Origin of the sequence: Paenibacillus koleovorans NBRC 103111 (assembly GCF_004000845.1) — a bacterium.
In the GTDB taxonomy this organism is placed as follows: Bacteria; Bacillota; Bacilli; order Paenibacillales; family NBRC-103111; genus Paenibacillus_AA; species Paenibacillus_AA koleovorans.
The window spans coordinates 1-16,093 of sequence record NZ_BIMA01000142.1; the positions used below are offsets into that span (position 1 = coordinate 1).

At 58.4% G+C, this 16,093-nt stretch carries 16 protein-coding genes and 1 pseudogene; 11 read left to right on the plus strand and 6 right to left on the minus strand.

Features of this window, described 5'->3' with window-relative positions:
• Positions 1–99 precede the first annotated feature (99 nt).
• Genes PKO02S_RS28520 through PKO02S_RS28530 form a run of 3 tightly spaced genes read right to left on the minus strand, consistent with a single transcriptional unit; the run spans position 100 to position 4,213 of the window.
• On the minus strand, positions 100–1,194 hold the full coding sequence (locus PKO02S_RS28520) for a response regulator transcription factor (protein ID WP_127588415.1): 1,095 nt from the start codon (positions 1,192–1,194) through the stop codon (positions 100–102).
• A gap of 7 nt (positions 1,195–1,201) precedes the next feature.
• Positions 1,202–3,046 (minus strand): cache domain-containing sensor histidine kinase, encoded by a 1,845-nt coding sequence (locus tag PKO02S_RS28525; protein ID WP_127588416.1) that lies wholly within the window; start codon positions 3,044–3,046, stop codon positions 1,202–1,204.
• 12 nt (positions 3,047–3,058) lie between these two features.
• A complete protein-coding gene (locus PKO02S_RS28530; protein WP_127588417.1) occupies positions 3,059–4,213 on the minus strand; it encodes a trans-sulfuration enzyme family protein in 1,155 nt (384 codons plus the stop codon).
• Positions 4,214–4,349: 136 nt separating this feature from the next.
• Here PKO02S_RS28530 and PKO02S_RS28535 point away from each other — a divergent pair, with 136 nt between their 5' ends.
• From PKO02S_RS28535 to PKO02S_RS28560, 6 genes are all read left to right on the plus strand, one after another.
• Entirely contained in the window at positions 4,350–5,195 is an 846-nt protein-coding gene (locus PKO02S_RS28535) for a class I fructose-bisphosphate aldolase (RefSeq protein WP_127588418.1), read from the plus strand.
• A complete protein-coding gene (locus PKO02S_RS28540) occupies positions 5,192–6,385 on the plus strand; it encodes a Gfo/Idh/MocA family protein (RefSeq protein WP_246067545.1) in 1,194 nt (397 codons plus the stop codon). Before PKO02S_RS28535 ends, PKO02S_RS28540 begins: the two co-directional genes overlap by 4 nt.
• A complete protein-coding gene (locus PKO02S_RS28545) occupies positions 6,382–7,635 on the plus strand; it encodes a carbohydrate kinase family protein (protein WP_246067547.1) in 1,254 nt (417 codons plus the stop codon). The genes PKO02S_RS28540 and PKO02S_RS28545 overlap by 4 nt, the downstream gene beginning before the upstream one ends.
• Before the next feature lie 24 nt (positions 7,636–7,659).
• Positions 7,660–8,199, plus strand: coding sequence for a D-lyxose/D-mannose family sugar isomerase (locus tag PKO02S_RS28550; RefSeq protein ID WP_127588419.1), 540 nt, complete (start codon positions 7,660–7,662; stop codon positions 8,197–8,199).
• Between the two features lie 78 nt (positions 8,200–8,277).
• Positions 8,278–9,045 (plus strand): DeoR/GlpR family DNA-binding transcription regulator, encoded by a 768-nt coding sequence (locus PKO02S_RS28555; protein ID WP_127588420.1) that lies wholly within the window; start codon positions 8,278–8,280, stop codon positions 9,043–9,045.
• Between the two features lie 20 nt (positions 9,046–9,065).
• Entirely contained in the window at positions 9,066–9,548 is a 483-nt protein-coding gene (locus PKO02S_RS28560) for a YdeI/OmpD-associated family protein (RefSeq protein WP_164821746.1), read from the plus strand.
• Positions 9,549–9,574: 26 nt separating this feature from the next.
• Here PKO02S_RS28560 and PKO02S_RS28565 read toward each other — a convergent pair whose 3' ends face one another.
• Positions 9,575–10,111 (minus strand): type 1 glutamine amidotransferase domain-containing protein, encoded by a 537-nt coding sequence (locus PKO02S_RS28565; protein ID WP_127588422.1) that lies wholly within the window; start codon positions 10,109–10,111, stop codon positions 9,575–9,577.
• Positions 10,112–10,268: 157 nt separating this feature from the next.
• Between PKO02S_RS28565 and PKO02S_RS28570 the strand changes: the two genes are divergently transcribed.
• The 5 genes from PKO02S_RS28570 (at position 10,269) to PKO02S_RS28590 (ending at position 13,589) form a co-directional block, all read left to right on the plus strand.
• The gene (locus tag PKO02S_RS28570) at positions 10,269–10,673 is read left to right on the plus strand and encodes a VanZ family protein (protein ID WP_127588423.1); all 405 of its coding nucleotides are present in this window, start codon (positions 10,269–10,271) and stop codon (positions 10,671–10,673) included.
• 100 nt (positions 10,674–10,773) lie between these two features.
• Positions 10,774–11,202 carry a hypothetical protein gene (locus tag PKO02S_RS28575; RefSeq protein WP_307720047.1) on the plus strand — a complete coding sequence of 143 codons (429 nt, stop codon included), beginning with the start codon at positions 10,774–10,776 and terminating at the stop codon, positions 11,200–11,202.
• A gap of 120 nt (positions 11,203–11,322) precedes the next feature.
• The gene (gene ytxJ, locus PKO02S_RS28580; RefSeq protein ID WP_127588424.1) at positions 11,323–11,667 is read left to right on the plus strand and encodes a bacillithiol system redox-active protein YtxJ; all 345 of its coding nucleotides are present in this window, start codon (positions 11,323–11,325) and stop codon (positions 11,665–11,667) included.
• Between the two features lie 150 nt (positions 11,668–11,817).
• On the plus strand, positions 11,818–12,822 hold the full coding sequence (ccpA, locus tag PKO02S_RS28585) for a catabolite control protein A (protein WP_127588425.1): 1,005 nt from the start codon (positions 11,818–11,820) through the stop codon (positions 12,820–12,822).
• 65 nt (positions 12,823–12,887) lie between these two features.
• Positions 12,888–13,589: a 5'-methylthioadenosine/adenosylhomocysteine nucleosidase gene (locus PKO02S_RS28590; RefSeq protein WP_127588426.1), complete on the plus strand. Its 702-nt coding sequence runs from the start codon at positions 12,888–12,890 to the stop codon at positions 13,587–13,589.
• A 330-nt stretch (positions 13,590–13,919) separates the two neighbouring features.
• Here the strand turns inward: PKO02S_RS28590 and PKO02S_RS28595 are convergent.
• Positions 13,920–15,120 (minus strand): annotated as a pseudogene (locus PKO02S_RS28595) (acetoin utilization protein AcuC).
• Positions 15,121–15,163: 43 nt separating this feature from the next.
• Entirely contained in the window at positions 15,164–15,796 is a 633-nt protein-coding gene (locus PKO02S_RS28600; protein WP_127588427.1) for a GNAT family N-acetyltransferase, read from the minus strand.
• Positions 15,797–16,093: the final 297 nt, after the last annotated feature.

The window sequence follows — 16,093 nt, forward strand, 5'->3', positions numbered from 1 at the left end:
TTTTAACAGCGATCGGAACCCGGCTGCCTGCCCTCCACACGTACCAACTGAACGCTTACGCCAGAGGACCGTCAGGGTGATCTTCCCTGATGGTTCTTATCACTTGATCCCCAGCCGCTTGCGATACTCGGTCGGCGACACGCCCGCATGCTTCTTGAACAGCTTGGCGAAATGCGGATAGTCCTCATACCCGACCTGCAACGCGATCTCGTAGGTCTTGTGCCGCCCATCCTCCAGCAGCAGCTTCGCCTGATCAAGCCGCAGCCGGGTCAGGTAGGCGACGAAGCTGACGCCGAGCTCCTGCTTGAATACGCGGCTGAAATACGAGGCGGACATCTCCGCCACGTCGGCGACCCGCTGCAGGTCGAGCTCGGGATCGGCGAAATTCGCCTTCATGTACTCGACCGCGCCGCTCAAATGATGATGAGCCCCCCAGCGCCTAGAGGCGCGCAGCTCGTCCATCCAGCCTTCCAGCAGCCGACGGACCGACTCGTAAATCGCGACGGCATCGTCGCTCCCTGGAGCCGCACCAACCGCCGACGCCCCTTGCTGCCACTCACCAATCGCAGCGATCCCCGGCGACTCCTGATGTTTGCTATAGAGCTCGGCATTCAGCAGCGTGAGCAGATCGGCATAACGCGCCTTCAGTGCGTCCGCCGAAGGCGCATCGGAGATGAAATCGCCGTGGATCGATTCCAGCAGCAGCAACACTTCCTCCGCGTTCAGCAGCCACAGCTGCTCCGCTAGCGGGGAGAGCTTGCCGCTCGTATAGGCGAGCCAGTCGCTCCGCTTCGAAGTCTCCTGCTCGTTCTCCTGCAGCTTCTCCGTCAACCGGACGAGCATCTCCTGGAACATCGCCGGTTTGATAGGCTTCAGCAAATAATCGAAGGCGCCGAGCTGCAACGCCTTGCGCGCATAATCGAAATCGTCGAAGCCCGACAGGATGACGAGCTGTGCCGATTTGCGCGCCGCCTTGACCGCCTCGAGCAGCTCCAGACCGTCCATGACGGGCATGCGGATGTCGGTGATGATCAAGTCGGGCGCCAGTTCCTCTGTCAACTGAAACGCCTCACGTCCGTCCTCCGCTTCCCCTACGACTTCATACGGAAGCCCGCTTCGCTCGATCAGCTTGGCCAGGCTGCGTTTGATCATATGCTCGTCATCCGCCAAAACGACCTTGTACGTCATCGTCATAGCCCGCTCACCTCCAGTCCTGCCGATACGGCAAGGTTACTTGAATGACTGTTCCAGCGCTGTCCGATTTCAATATGAATAATCCGTATGGAGCTCCGAACAATAGCCGTATGCGCTGATGCACGTTCCACAGCCCGATGCCTTTCCCATCCGAAACACCCGCACCTGCCTCATTACTTGCATCTGAGCTTGCGCCTGCATCCCGCGAGTCCCCGCCAGCAAAAAGCCGATTGTATCGCTCCAGCTTGTCCGCCGGCATACCGCCGCCTTTGTCGGCGATCGTCAAAACATAAGCTTCGCCTCCAACCTCCCCGCGAATGCCGATGTAGGAAGGACGTAGCTTATGCCGCTCATAACCGTGGATAAAAGCGTTCTCGACTAGCGGCTGAATGAGCAGCCTGACCGCTTGCACGGACCCGGTGTCCCGATCGTTCGTCCCCAGCTCGACCTCCAGCGCGCGATACCGCTCCTTCTGGATTTCAAAATAGCTGCGCAGATGTACAATTTCTTCTCGCAGGGAAACAATTTCGTTCGGGCTGCCGACGCTATAGCGGAACAAATCGGAGAGCGCCGTCGTCATGTTGCTGATCGGGATGACCCCTTCCACAAGCGCGTAGGAGTTAATAACCTCCAGCGTATTGTACAGAAAATGCGGATTGATCTGCGACTGCATCGCCATGACGACCGCTTCCCGTTCCTTCAGCTGCAGCTCCTTTTCCTTCAATTGAGCCGTATGCACGACCTCGATCAATCGGCGAATTTCGCCCACCATTTTATTAAAGCTGCGGTTGACTCGCCCGATCTCATCATTGCTGCGCTCCGGCGCCCGGACGGCAAGATCGCCGTTCTCCGCCCTCACCATCAGCCTCTGCAACAGCTGCAGCGAGCGGGACAAATAAATGGAGAAGCCGCCCAACACCGCCAGCACGAAGACGATCAACGCCAAGCCGACCCAGATCGAGACGTTTCGCAGGCCGATCAAATTGCCTACCAGCTCGCGCATCGGCACCTCGGACACCATCACCCAATTGTTGAGCGTAGATCGGTGAAAAACAGTTAATATTTCCTCCTTCCCATCGCCCTTCACAAAATACCCTTCCGGCTTGTTCATCAGCTGCGCGCGGTCGGCATACGGAATCGGCTGGCCCATCAGCTCCTGATTCGAATGATACACGTACAGACCGGAGGCATCGATCAAGGCGATTTTCCCCGTTTTCCCGAGCTGAATATTGTTCACGATACGGGTAATTTGATTCAAATTGAGATCGAACATCAGGAAGCCCGGAGTGATATACCGCTGGGAATCCCAGAACCGCCGCAGCACGGTCACGATCAAGTTCGACTTGTCTACGGTCAACCCGATCACTTTATAAGGCTCCCGATCCGTCTGGTCGTCCATGCTTAGCAGCTGCGCCGCCCTTTCGCGAGCGGAATTGCCGTAATTCGAGAACACCCCGTTGCGCGAGGCGATGGAAAAACCGTAAATATCGGCCCGGCCGGCGAACAAAGTGGGGAGCAGCGAACTTTCGATTCTAGTGCGTACATCGAGCAGCCCGAGCGTATCGCCTGCTTGCAGGTTCATGAATTGCTGGATCAGCGGGTTGGAAACCATTGGAAACGTAGAACGCTCCAGATCGGTAAAATAGCTGTCCAGCTGTGCGCTCGTCTGCCGTACTAGCTCCCGGTTGACTTCACGCGCATTGGCTTCGATCGTCTCCGTGGACATCTGGAACCAGACGACGCCGAAGGCCAGAAAGGGCAGGCAGAGCAGGCCGACGATAATGACGATAATTTTCGTGCTGATCGACAGGGCGGAGACGAAGCGGTGAAGCCGTTGGAACATCCGTTTCATGGCGGCACGCAGCTACTTCATGGAGCGCAGCGCTTGGTCCAAATCTTGCATAAGCGTTTCCGGCTCCTCCAGTCCGACCGAGATGCGGACGAGACCTTGCGGGATGCCCGTCGCTTCGGAGGCTTCGCTTTCAATGCCTATGCCTATCCCGTTAGCCAAGCTTTCAAATCCGCCCCAGCTCGGACCGATCTCGAAATAGCGTAGACGAGGAAGCATATCGCTGATCGCCTGCATGTCGCCTTTGGGCAAAAAGCTGAGCAGCCCGCTGTAGCCGGTCATCTGCCTAGCGCCGAGCTCGTATTGCGGGTGGCTTTTCAATCCCGGATAGTACACTCGCTCGATCTGCGGGTGGTCCTCCAGGAAGGCGGCGATCTTCATCGCGCTTTCTTGATGCGCCTTCATCCGGACGGGCAACGTACGGAGACCGCGAAGCAGCAGCCACGACTGGTGAGGATCCATAATCGCCCCGAACAAGGCGCGTTCCTTGTACATGATTCGGTCCATCGCTTCGTTCGTTCCGACTAGGACGCCGCCGATAATATCGCTGTGGCCGCCCAAATATTTGGAAGCCGAATGTACCACCATGTCTATGCCGAGCGAGATCGGATTCTGGTAGAGCGGAGTTGCCCATGTGTTGTCGATCAGCGTGCCGATGCTTCGGGAACGGGCCAGGTCGGCGATCGCTTTCAAATCCTGCAGCTCGAATATATGCGAGGAGGGGCTCTCCAGGAAAATCAGTTTCGTATTCGGGCGAAGCGCCTGTTCAATGTCTTCCGTCGTATGCGCTTTGACGAAGGTCACTTCCACCCCGAAGGAGGCCAAATAGCTGCTCAGGAATTCCCGTGTCGGCCCGTACGCGCTGCGAACGCAGACGACGTGGCTGTCCTTGCTCATCCAATACATGATGGCGGACGAGATGGCCCCCATGCCGGAGGCGAAGCAGCGAGCCGCTTCCCCTTCCTCGAGTGCGGCGATTTTCACCTCGGCGACTTCGGTCGTCGGATTGCTGACTCGCGTATACACATAGCCGTGGTCTTTCGTTTTGCGGGTGAACAGCGAATTTTGAAAAATAGGAGGTACGATCGCGCCGGAAAAACGGTCGTAGTCATCTCCTAAATGCGCGCAAATATCGGCTTTCGTCCATTTTTCATCGGGATTTCGTTTCATTGAAATCGCTCCTTTTCGTAGGGGAAATGAAAGTGTTGAAAATATAGACAGGGGAATAAGCCCTTGCTATAATAAAAATGTTCACAAATAACATAATATGTTCAAACCTATCATATTGAAAGGGTGAATCTGTCTAATGTCCGTTACCGCCAGAATGAACCGTCTGTTCGCCTCAGACGGCAAATGCTTTGATGTTGCGATTGACCATGGTTTCTTTAATGAAGTGAGCTTCTTGTCGGGAATTGAAAATATGCAGAAAGCCGTCGAGACGATCGTGACCGCCGGTCCCGACGCGATCCAGCTGAGCATCGGCCAAGCCAAGCTGCTGCAGAACGTTCCAGGCAAGCAGAAGTCGTCGCTCGTGCTGCGCTCCGATGTAGCGAACGTGTATGGCCCGACATTGCCGCGCCACGTGTTCAGCCAGCTGATTCACAATCCGGTCGAGCAGGCCGTCCAGCTGGATGCCGCTTGTATCGTCGTCAACGTATTCCTCATTCCGAACCAGCCGGAGCTGTACCACCAATGCATCGAGAACGTGTGCAGGCTGAAGCCGGACTGCGATAAATACGGCATGCCCCTTATGGTCGAGCCGCTCGTCATGCAGCCGAACGAGAAGGGCGGCGCCTACATGGTCGACGGCGACATCAACAAAATCGTGCCTCTCGTGCGCCAAGCCGTCGAGCTCGGAGCCGACATCATCAAAGCCGATCCATGCGATCCGGTCGAACAATACGGCCGTGTGATCGAAGCGGCAGGAGGCAAGCCGGTGTTGCCTCGCGGCGGCGGTCGCGCTCCTGACGATGTGATTTTAGCACGAACGCATGCATTAATCCAACTAGGCGCTTCGGGCATCGTTTACGGCCGCAATGTCGTGCAGCATCCGAACCCGAATGCGATGACAAGGGCGTTTATGGCGATCGTTCATGAGGGAGCTTCGGTCGATCGGGCGCTGAGTATTTTGAATGGGGGACGTTCGAATTGAACAGGAATGTGACAAATGAACAGCACCCTGCAATGAAGCGGATCCGTTTCGGCGTTATCGGCTGCGGCTTGATGGGCAAAGAATTCGCCAGCGCCGCCGCACGCTGGTGCCATCTTGCAGGCGTCGACTTCGCGCCGGTCATTACGACGGTATGCGACGCCAACCCGGCGGCAGCCGAGTGGTTCGCCGCTCAAGTGCCGTCCGTCGTAGCGACGACAACCGACTACAAGGAGCTGCTCGCCCGCGACGATGTGGACGCCGTCTATTGCGCCGTCCCGCATAACTTGCATGCCGAGCTATACGCCGACATCATTGCCGCCGGCAAACATTTGCTCGCCGAGAAGCCGTTCGGCATCGACGCGGCGGCGAACAGCCGGATTATGGAAGCGATTCGACAGCACCCGGACGTGCTTGTCCGCTGCTCGTCCGAGTTCCCGTTTTTCCCGGGTGCGATGCAAATCGTCAAATGGGTCGAAGAAGGCCGCTTCGGGCATATCCTCGAGGTGGAAGCCGGCTTCTGGCACAGCAGCGACCTCGACCCGACGAAGCCGATCAACTGGAAGCGGATGGTCGCGATGAACGGCGAGTACGGCTGTATGGGCGATCTCGGCATGCACGTCGTGCACCTGCCGTTCCGCTTCGGCTGGAAGCCGTCGTCGGTTCGCGCGCTGCTGTCGAACGTCATGGAGACGCGGCCGGACGGCAAAGGCGGCACGGCGCTCTGCGAGACTTGGGACAACGCGATTCTCGCTTGCGACGTGAAGACGGAGGATCAGCAATTCCCGATGGTGCTGTCGATGAAACGAATCGCCCCCGGCCATGCGAACACCTGGTTTATCCGCATCAACGGGACGAGGTTCTCGGCGGAGTACAGCACGAAGAACCCGAAGCAGGTGTCCTCGCTGCCATACGAGCCGGGAGGCTTGCAAGCCTGGCATACGGTTGACGTGCCGTACAAGTCGGCCTATTCTACTATTACAGGACCTATCTTTGAATTCGGCTTTTCCGATTCCATACTGCAGATGTGGGCGGCGTTCTGCGACGAGATCGCGAATCGCGGCCGGATGCTGCAGCCGTTCCGCTGCGCGACGCCGGAAGAGGCGGCGGCGAGCCACCGGCTGTTCACGGCCGCGCTGCAATCGCAGCGCGAAGCCAGCACCGTGCCGCTCGTTTGGGAGGAACTCCATTGATTTCGACTGAGACTGAGTCTGAGACCGGGCGTCGGCGTCCGGCGGAAGTAGTAGTGGCCGGTCACATCTGCCTGGACATCATTCCTCAGATGCAGCGCGAGACGGCGGGGGGCGCGTCGGGCGACCCGTTCTTCGTGCCGGGCAAGCTCGTAGACATCGGTCCGGCCGTCACGTCGACCGGCGGGGCCGTGCCGAACACGGGCCTCGCCTTGCATCGCCTCGGCGTGCCGGTCCGGCTGATGGGCAAGCTCGGCGGCGACCTGTTCGGCCGCTCGATCCAGGACTTGCTGGAGCGCGAGGGAGAAGGGCTCTCCGCCGGTTTGATCGTCTCGCCGGAAGCGATGACATCGTACACGATCGTCGTCAGCCCACCCGGCGAGGACCGGATGTTCTTGCATTGCCCGGGCGCGAACGATACGTTCTCGGCGGCCGATGTCCGTGAGGCGGACGTCGCTTCCGCGCGTCTGTTCCACTTCGGCTATCCCCCCTTGATGAAGGGGATGTTCGAGCACGGTGGCCGCGAGCTGGTCGACATCTTCGCACGGGTCAAGGCGCAAGGCGTGACGACGTCGCTCGACATGGCGAGGCCGGATCCGAATTCGCCCTCCGGACGCGTGGAGTGGCTGTCGCTGCTCGAGCGGCTGCTGCCGCAGGTGGATGTGTTCCTCCCTAGCTTCGAGGAGCTGCTGTTCATGCTCGAGCGCGACCGCTACTTGGAGCTGGATCGCGAGCTCGGCGCCGGCCGGGTGCTGGAGGCGCTCGACGACGCAATGCTTCGCCGGCTGGCGGACCGGCTGCTGGGGCTAGGGGCCGCGATCGTCGGCATCAAGCTCGGCGAGTACGGCCTGTACGTCAAGACGACGGCGGACGCCTCGCGGCTCCGCGCGATCGGCGCTTGCTGGCGCGGCGAGGCCGCGCCGGGCTGGCTGGATCGCGAGCTGCTCGCCCCGTGCTATGCCGTGGTTGTGACCGGCACGACTGGCGCCGGCGACTGCACGATTGCCGGCTTCCTAGCCGGCCTCTTGCAAGGGCTGCCGCTCGAGCGCATCGCGCTCGGGGCTGTCGCGGTCGGCGCCTGCAACGTGGAGCGCCCCGACGCGACGAGCGGCATCCCTTCATGGGATGCCGTCGAGCGACGAATGGCGGCCGGTTGGGAGCAGCGGCAGATGGACGTCCCTCGCGATGAAACCAGATGGCACCGACACGAAACGAACGGATTATGGGAAAGCAACAACCGCAATCATGCCTAATGTAAGGAAGGGGATCGGAACAAGATGAGCGAAATGGAATTAAGCTCGGTCCAAGCACGCACGGTGCAGATGCTGCGTGACGCGGGCATCGTGCTGACCGAGGCGGAGCAAGCGGCGATCGAGGTGGCAGACTTCGGGCTGAACGACCTGGAAAGCCAAGGGCTTGAATTGGTCGTCTATGTCAATACGGATCGGTATTGCGCCAAGGATCTCGTGCTGTTCCCGCGCCAGACATGCCCGGAGCACAAACATCCGCCCGTCGGGTCCGATCCGGGCAAGATGGAGACGTTCCGCTGCCGTTCCGGCCGCGTGCTGCTCTATGTAGAGGGGGAGCCGGCGGCACAGCCGAAGGCGATCGTCCCGGCGGGTAGCGAGGCATACTACACTGTATTTCATGAAATCGAGCTGCTGCCCGGCGACCAATACACGATCGTCCCGAATACACTGCATTGGTTCCAGGCGGGCGACGAAGGCGCGGTCGTCTCCGAGTTCTCGAGCACGAGCCGCGACGAGCTTGACATATTCACGGACCCGAATATCCAGCGGGTGCCGGATCCACAATAGAAGCGGTTCCGGAGGAGGGCCTGGCGGCTGATTAGACTGCCGGGCCGTTCGTCCGTCTCGCGAGAGGAGCGCCATCACTTGAAACCGAGATTGAACGAGCGGCAGGAAACGATCTTAACGCTGCTGCATGAGGAAGGCGAGGTCAAGATTGCCGCGCTGAGCAAACGATTCGATGTGACCGAGATGACGATCCGGCGCGATCTCGAGAAGCTGGAGCAGCTGTCCCTCTTGTTCCGGACATTAGGCGGCGCAATTCCGGCGGCCAGCGCCGACATGACCGTCAGCGAACGCTCGGCCGTCTATACGGAGGAGAAGAGCGCGATTGGACGGCTCGCCGCGAGCCTGATCCAGCCCGGAGACGCGGTGTTCATCGATGCCGGCACGACGACGCTGCAGATCGCTCGGGCGCTGCCCCGAGGCTTCGATGCGACGATCGTGACGAATGCGCTGAACGTAGCGGCCGAACTGATGGGCAAACAGATCCAGACGATCGTCGTAGGCGGCATTTTGCGGGAGGCGACTTCCTCGCTCGTCGGTCCGCATGCCGAAGAGTTGATTGCCAAGATGGCGTTCGACAAAGTGTTCATCGGCGCCTCCGGCTTTACGGTGGAGCACGGCTTCAGCAATTCCAATGTGTTCGAGGCGGAGGTCAAGCGGCTGGCGATGGCCCAAGCCGGGGAAGTTGTCATCGTGCTCGACCATACGAAGTTCGGCATCCGTTCGCTCGCTTCGTTCGCATCGCTAGGGCATGCGAATCGGATCGTGACCGACCGGCGCCCGCCTGAGGGGATAGTGGAGGCATGTCAGGAAGCTTCGGTGCAAATCAGCATTCCGGAAGACGTATAGGGAAGGGGGATTCCATTAGCATGAGCGCTAATAAACAATCGTTCGAGTCCATACTCGTTCGACCGCCTGGTACGGGCACTTGGACGTATTTGATCGTTCCTTTTAATGCCGAAGCTGTATATGGCAGCAAAGGACAGATCAAGGTGAAGGGAACGGTAGGAGGCGTGCCGTTTCGCAGTACGCTCATGCCGAGCGGAGGAGAAGGCGGCCATTACATGGTCGTGAATCGCGACATCCGCGATGCTCTCGGCGTAAGCGCGGGGGATGCCGTTCAAGTCGAGCTGGAGCTGGATACGGCTGCGAGAGAGGTAACGGTGCCGGCGGCGCTCCAGGAGGCGCTGGACGCGGATGAGGAAGCGGGGCAACGGTTTGAGAAGCTGAGTTACTCGCATAAGAAGGAGTACGTCGATTGGATCGAATCTGCCCGAAAAGCCGAGACCCGCGCTTCCCGCATCGAGAAAGCTCTCGGCATGCTGAAGTCGGGTACTCGGCTCAAAGGGTAAAGCGCCTAGCCTAGCACGATGCAGGTTTACCGCGCCTGTGCCTGTGCCGCCAATGCGTCGCAGAATGCCAATGCATAAGGCGGCAGATCGGGCGGACGCCGGGCGGAGACGATATTGCCGTCTACAATGACGGCTTCGTCGAACCATTCCGCGCCTGCATTTTCCATATCGTCGCGGATGCCCGGCGTCGAAGTGACTTTGCGGCCTTGCAATATTTTGGCTGAGATAAGCACCCAGCCGGCGTGACAAATTTGGCCGATCGGCTTGCCCGCCTCGTCCATCTCCCGCACGAGCTGGAGCACCTTCGGGAAGCGGCGCAGCTTGTCCGGCGCCCAGCCGCCTGGCACGAGAATACCGTCGTAGTCCGCGCTCTCGACTTCTTCGTATGCGAGATCGGCAACGGCCGGCACGCCGTATTTACCCATGTACGTCTTGCCTTTCTCGGCGCCAACCAGATGGACCGTCGCTCCCTCTTCGCGCACCCGGTAAATCGGGTACCACAGCTCCAAGTCTTCGAACTCTTCGTCAACGAGACAAATGACTTTTTTCCCTGTCAGCCGCATGCAAGAACGCCTCCTCTGTGAATCCTTTTTCTGACGCATCCTCTCTATTGTATCACATTTCTCGTCATTGCTTTTTCCCGGCTTTCGGTCATAATGGGAGTTGGACTTTAACAAGAACTTCATACAACGCGAGAATCGTGGGGTGGATTGGCCTGCTATGAAAGCTTTGCTTCGCTATGGTCCTGCCGTTTTGTGCATGGCCGTCATTTTCTATTTGTCCCATCAGACAGGGGACGATTTGGGGGCGCTGCTGCCTTTTTTCCAACAAGTGCTGCCATCGCTTACGAGCTTCGATCCCGGTCATTTCGTCGCCTACTTCCTGCTTGCTCTGACGTTCGTCTGGGCGCTCGGCCGGCATGCCCTCCACCCGTGGGGAAAAGCGCTCGTCGTCGCGCTCTGTCTGGCGTACGGGGTGACGGATGAGTTTCACCAATCGTTCGTGCCCGGCCGCAGTCCGGATCTGATGGATCTGCGCAACGACGGCATCGGCGCCTTGATCGCGGTCCTCCTGATCTCCTTGCCGCCCTTCTCCCGACGATTAAGAAACCGCTTCCTGTCCTAGTAAAAAATACTATCCTTCCCCCGGGAGGAGAATGCTCCGCGAAGTAGAATATCTAAAACTTAGTGAGAAATTACACAGAATTGCGGGCCGGGGAGAAGGGGTGTCGGGGTTGCAGAAGCAGTGCAAATGCGGCGAAAACATGGTGGTTCGACTACGCACCGTTATTTTTCAGAACAAAGTGGAAATTGAGAACGTACCGATTTATTCCTGTGAAGTTTGCCAGCGGACCGAGGTGTTCCCGCCGGTGAAGCCGGAGCTGACGGGGTTCATCAAGACGCTCGGGCATGAGCCGGACAAGCGGCAGGTGTTCTTCAACGAAATGTCGGAGCTCGCCCATCTGATGCATAAAGTCACGAACAAGGAAAATATACATAATGCCGTGGAACGCATCATAGAAGAACGCATCAACGAGCTGCTCGATCTGTTGCTTCTGGCGGGGTCGCTGGACGACGGCGCCTGGCAGGAGGACATCCGCCACCGGCTGTCGCAAATCACGAGCCATGTGATGACCACCTATGATTTTTCTTGAAACCGGCCTCTTTGAAACCGTCTTTGAAAAAAGCTGACGCGCGTTAGCTTTTTTTTTCTTTTTTTGTTAGTATTCTTAGTAAGAATCTAAGCAGGGCAACAAGAAAGGCGGTTTGGAACGATGGTGGAAGTAACGGCATTGGAATCGGAGAAAATGTGGCTGCAGCTGCTCCAGACGAGCAAGGAACAAATGGTTTGCGTCCTGAAGCACAGCACCCGGTGCCCGATCAGCTCGGCCGCGCTGGAGCAATGGGATACGTACTTGAGCAAAACGCCGAATGAAGATGTAGAATACGCTTTGGTGCTCGTGGTCGAGGATCGTCCGGTTTCGAATTTGATCGCGGAGACGCTTGATGTGAAGCATGAGTCTCCCCAACTGATCGTCGTGAAGAATGGCAAGGCTGTCTCGCATACATCGCATTGGAAAATAACCGAGAGCTCGCTCGGCGAGATGCTTCACCAATAAATCGCTTTTGTGACGGCGAATCGTTGGGAATGATTTCAAATGAATTGGTTTTCATTGCTTTAAAATAGCGTTTGTCGTATCATCTAAGTATGGACCTGGGATATGCCGGCGCCCTGACTGGCGCCTATCACTTTATTGGAGAAGATGGCCGTGACCGTTACTATTTATGATGTGGCTCGCGAAGCCGGCGTCTCGATGGCGACCGTATCCCGCGTGGTGAACAACAACCCGAACGTGAAACCGCAGACCCGCAAGAAAGTGTTCGAGGCGATCGAGCGTCTGGGCTACCGTCCGAACGCTGTGGCGCGGGGGCTGGCGAGCAAGAAGACTACGACCGTAGGCGTCGTCATTCCCGACATCTCGAATTCGATTTTCTCCGAGGTCGCCCGCGGCATCGAAGATATCGCCAATATGTACCATTACAATATTATTCTGTGCAACGCCGACAAGAAGAAGGACAAGGAGATTCGCGTCATCAACACGCTGCTCGAGAAGCAGGTGGACGGGCTCCTGTTTATGGGCGGCACGGTGACGGACGAGCATATCCAGGCGTTCAAGACTTCCTCGGTGCCGATCGTTCTGTGCGGCACGACGTCTGACAATGCTGCCATGCCTTCTGTCGACATCGACCATGAGTCTGCTGCTTATGATGCAGTCCAGCTGCTGCTGAGGAACGGCCACCGTCGTATCGGGATGATCAGCGGCACGCTGCAGGATCCGGCGAACGGCTACGCCCGTTACCAAGGCTACAAGCGCGCGCTGGAGGAAGTCGGCATTGCGGTGTCGGACGAGCTCGTGCGCATCGGCAACTACCGCTACGAGTCCGGCGTGGAGGTCATGAAGTACTTCCTCGGGCTGGCGGAGAAGCCGTCGGCGATTTTCGCCGCGACGGACGAGATGGCGATCGGCGCCATCCACGCGATTCAGGACAGCGGCTTGCGCGTACCGGAGGACTTGTCGGTCATCAGTGTGGACAATGCCCGGATGGCCTCGATGGTGCGTCCGCAGCTGACGACGGTCGCTCAGCCGATGTACGACATCGGCGCGGTATCGATGCGACTCTTGACGAAGCTGATGAACAAAGAGACGGTAGAAATGTCGCAAGTGACGCTGCCGCATGAAGTGTTATCCCGTCAATCCGTGGCTCATGTTTAATGAGCCACTTTTTTTCTGACTTTTGCAGGTGGAACAACGTATAATCGTAAGGGGGATTCGTGGATATGACATGGGTTAAAATCGGCTTGATCGGAGCCATGGCGGAAGAAATTCAATTGATCGAGGAGCGGCTGGAAGGGCTGCGCGCCACGGAGAAGGCGGGCATCCGCTTCATGGAAGGCCGGCTGAACGGCAAGGACGTCGTCCTCTGCAAGTCCGGCGTCGGCAAAGTGAACGCCGCGGTGTGCACGCAGCTGCTCATCGACACGTTCGACGTCGATGCGATCGTCTTCACCGGCGTGGCGGGGGCGCTCGCACCGGAGCTGAGCATCGGCGACATCGTCATCTCGACGGACTGCCAGCAGCATGACGTCGACGTGACGGCGCTCGGCTTCCCTCGCGGGACGATCCCGTTCGCCGAGCAGTCGGTGTTCCCGGCGCATCCGGCGCTCGTGGACCTCGCCTACGAGGCGAGCCGAGTCGGCTTCGAGGGGCTCGCCGTGAAGGGCCGCGTGCTGTCGGGCGACCAGTTCATCGCGAGCCGTGAGACGGTCCGCCAGCTGCACGAGGAGCTGCAGGGCGCCTGCACGGAGATGGAAGGCGCGGCGGTAGCGCAAGTGTGCGCCATGAACGGCGTGCCGTACGTCGTCATTCGCTCGATGTCGGATAAAGCCGACGGCTCCGCGCATGTCAACTTCGCCGAATTCACCGTGCTCGCTTCGCGCCACTCATACACGATCGTGGACGAGATGCTGAAGCGGATGTAATGATAAGCAAAAACCTGACCGGAGGAGCTTGGAGAAGCTCGCTCGGTCAGGTTTTTTATTTGGCACGCGCGAATAAGGTGATGCCTGCTGCTATTTGAGCAGGTCACAACCAGTCCAGCTCTCACACAACGGTATTCACTTGGAAGGACCGTCCGGAGAGCTCTTTCGGAGGTCTTTTTGTATGCAAAGTGGCAGGAGAGCAGCAAGTTGGTGCTAAATTGGACGAAATTATGCGGAGGCGCATCGCATCCGAATGTTCGGAGCCAGCGACGCAGCAAAGGAGAGCTTCACGCCTACGCGTGTCATCCCCCCTTATGAGCGACACTTGACCTACCCTCTCTTCGGAAAATAAAGCATCGCCAATTCCTTCGTCTGGCGGTTTTTCTCCTCGATCACGGAGCGGCGGGGGATCGGCTCCCATGTGTCGACCGGGTCGAGCCAAGTCTCCGGCAGCGGCACCGGGCTCTCCTCCGTCCAAGCTCGAAGCCACTCCGCCGGCAGCGGCAGCAGCGGCTCGTGCCCCAACCGCTCGATGTGCGGATGATCCGTCATCGCCATCCAGAGCAAGCTCCACGCCCGCGGCACGACGCGCCAGATGTCGTACCCGCCGCCGCCGAGCGCGACCCAGCGGCCGCCGCAGTGCTCATGCGCGAGCCGATGGATGTGCAGCGGCATCTCGCGGTAGATGCGCATGCTGCAATGCGTATGCGCGAGCGGGTCGAAGGCATGCGCGTCGCAGCCGTGCTGGCTCACGATGATGTCCGGCTTGAAAAACCGGACGGCGCCGTCGAGCACCTCGCGGAAGCATTCGAGCCACGAGTCGTCCTCGGTATAAGGCTCCAGCGGCACGTTGACCGAGTAGCCGAAGCCGTCGTCCGTGCCGCGCTCGTTCACATAGCCGGTACCCGGGAACAAATATTTTCCGGTCTGGTGGATCGACAGCGTCAACACGTCCGGACTCGAATAAAACGACCATTGCACACCGTCGCCGTGATGGACGTCGGTGTCCAGATACAGCACCCGAGCGCCATACTTGCGGCGTATATGCTCAATGGCGACGGACGCGTCGTTGTAGACGCAGAAGCCCGACCCTTTCGCGTGCAGCGCGTGGTGCAGGCCGCCTCCCGGATGGAAAGCGTGGGGGGGCTTGCCCGCTCATGACGAGCTCCGCCGCGGCGATCGAACCTCCTACTAGCCGGCAAGTCGCCTCATGCATATGCTCGAAAAACGGCGTATCCTCCTGCTCCTCGGAGGTGTCCAGCCCGTATCGCTCCGCTTCACGAATCACTTCTGCCGAAGGCGACGGCAAACTCAGCGCCTTCACGGCATCCACATAAGGCTTCGCATGGGCGAGCAGCAGCTCGTCCTCCTCCGCCGCGCGATGGGTGAGCAGCATCGAGTCGTCCAGCAGTCCCGCCTTCCGCATCATGTCCATCAGCAGCACGATGCGCTTCTGGTTGAAGGGATGCTGGTCGTTAAACCGGTAGCGCAGCCCTTGCTCGTGATACACAAATTTAGCGTCCCCGCTCATGTTGGTTCCCCCAAACGGTTACTCGCGAATTGCAGTCCATCGGTCAAAACATAAACCGCTGCCGGAACCGGATCGTGTCGAATTGCTCGACCGAAGCTTGCGGCACGTCCTTGCCGATGCGGACCATCAGGCAATTCGCGGGATGCGAACAAATTTCCGGATCGTCGGTGGCGTACCAGATCATGTCGACCGACTTCATCAGCTGCTCCATCATGCGGCGGTAGTCCCACACGTTGGACAGCTTGCCTTTCAGATCCCAATGCCAATAATACTCCGTAGTGAACACAATGCTATTTTCCAACTGATCGTCCAAAAAGGCAAGACGTATTAATGCTTTTCCGAGCCCCAGGCAGCGATAATCATCGGCCACCTCAATGGCGCCCAGCTCGATCAAATCCTCCATATTGCCTTCCGACCACCGCTCGAAATCGTCCGGATAGTGAAAGGTGACGTAGCCTACGATCGTGTCCCCATGGCGCGCCAAAATAATCCGGCCTTCAGGAAGCTCGGCAATTTCAACCAAAGCGACATGCTGCTCCTTTGGCCGGCGGAACGCATCGAGATCCGGATGCATGTGCAATGTACGGAGTTTATCAGGATGTACGGGACCTTCCACGACAATCTCCAGATCCCCGTGCACGATATGCTCCGATTGGTAAATTTTAATATGCTCCATAACGTCATCTCCTCCCAGCAGCGGCTGGCTGCCCGTGACGATATCCCTTACTCTACTTATACCAAAGCGCTCGAGACATGAAAAGCGATAGTCGCGTCAAATCGATTATGCTATAATAGACATGCCACAAATTGTACAAATTTATGATGCTTCGCCTGCCGGACTCAGCTCTGACGCTCACTCTGGCCTCGGGTGGAAGCGCTTGAATGTTGGAACGAAAAGCCAAGCTTCACGACAAAGAGGAGGATCATGTGGGATGCAAGGAGAAACGGAACGTATTGAACCAACTGCGGTAAA

Excerpts from the sequence above, each read along its gene's own strand:
- PKO02S_RS28520 (WP_127588415.1), bottom strand. The coding sequence starts at position 1,194 with ATGACGATGACGTACAAGGTCGTTTTGGCGGATGACGAGCATATGATC.
- PKO02S_RS28525 (WP_127588416.1), bottom strand. The coding sequence starts at position 3,046 with ATGAAACGGATGTTCCAACGGCTTCACCGCTTCGTCTCCGCCCTGTCG.
- PKO02S_RS28530 (WP_127588417.1), bottom strand. The coding sequence starts at position 4,213 with ATGAAACGAAATCCCGATGAAAAATGGACGAAAGCCGATATTTGCGCG.
- PKO02S_RS28535 (WP_127588418.1), top strand. The coding sequence starts at position 4,350 with ATGTCCGTTACCGCCAGAATGAACCGTCTGTTCGCCTCAGACGGCAAA.
- PKO02S_RS28550 (WP_127588419.1), top strand. The coding sequence starts at position 7,660 with ATGAGCGAAATGGAATTAAGCTCGGTCCAAGCACGCACGGTGCAGATG.
- PKO02S_RS28560 (WP_164821746.1), top strand. The coding sequence starts at position 9,066 with ATGAGCGCTAATAAACAATCGTTCGAGTCCATACTCGTTCGACCGCCT.
- PKO02S_RS28565 (WP_127588422.1), bottom strand. The coding sequence starts at position 10,111 with ATGCGGCTGACAGGGAAAAAAGTCATTTGTCTCGTTGACGAAGAGTTC.
- PKO02S_RS28570 (WP_127588423.1), top strand. The coding sequence starts at position 10,269 with ATGAAAGCTTTGCTTCGCTATGGTCCTGCCGTTTTGTGCATGGCCGTC.
- ytxJ (WP_127588424.1), top strand. The coding sequence starts at position 11,323 with ATGGTGGAAGTAACGGCATTGGAATCGGAGAAAATGTGGCTGCAGCTG.
- PKO02S_RS28590 (WP_127588426.1), top strand. The coding sequence starts at position 12,888 with ATGACATGGGTTAAAATCGGCTTGATCGGAGCCATGGCGGAAGAAATT.
- PKO02S_RS28600 (WP_127588427.1), bottom strand. The coding sequence starts at position 15,796 with ATGGAGCATATTAAAATTTACCAATCGGAGCATATCGTGCACGGGGAT.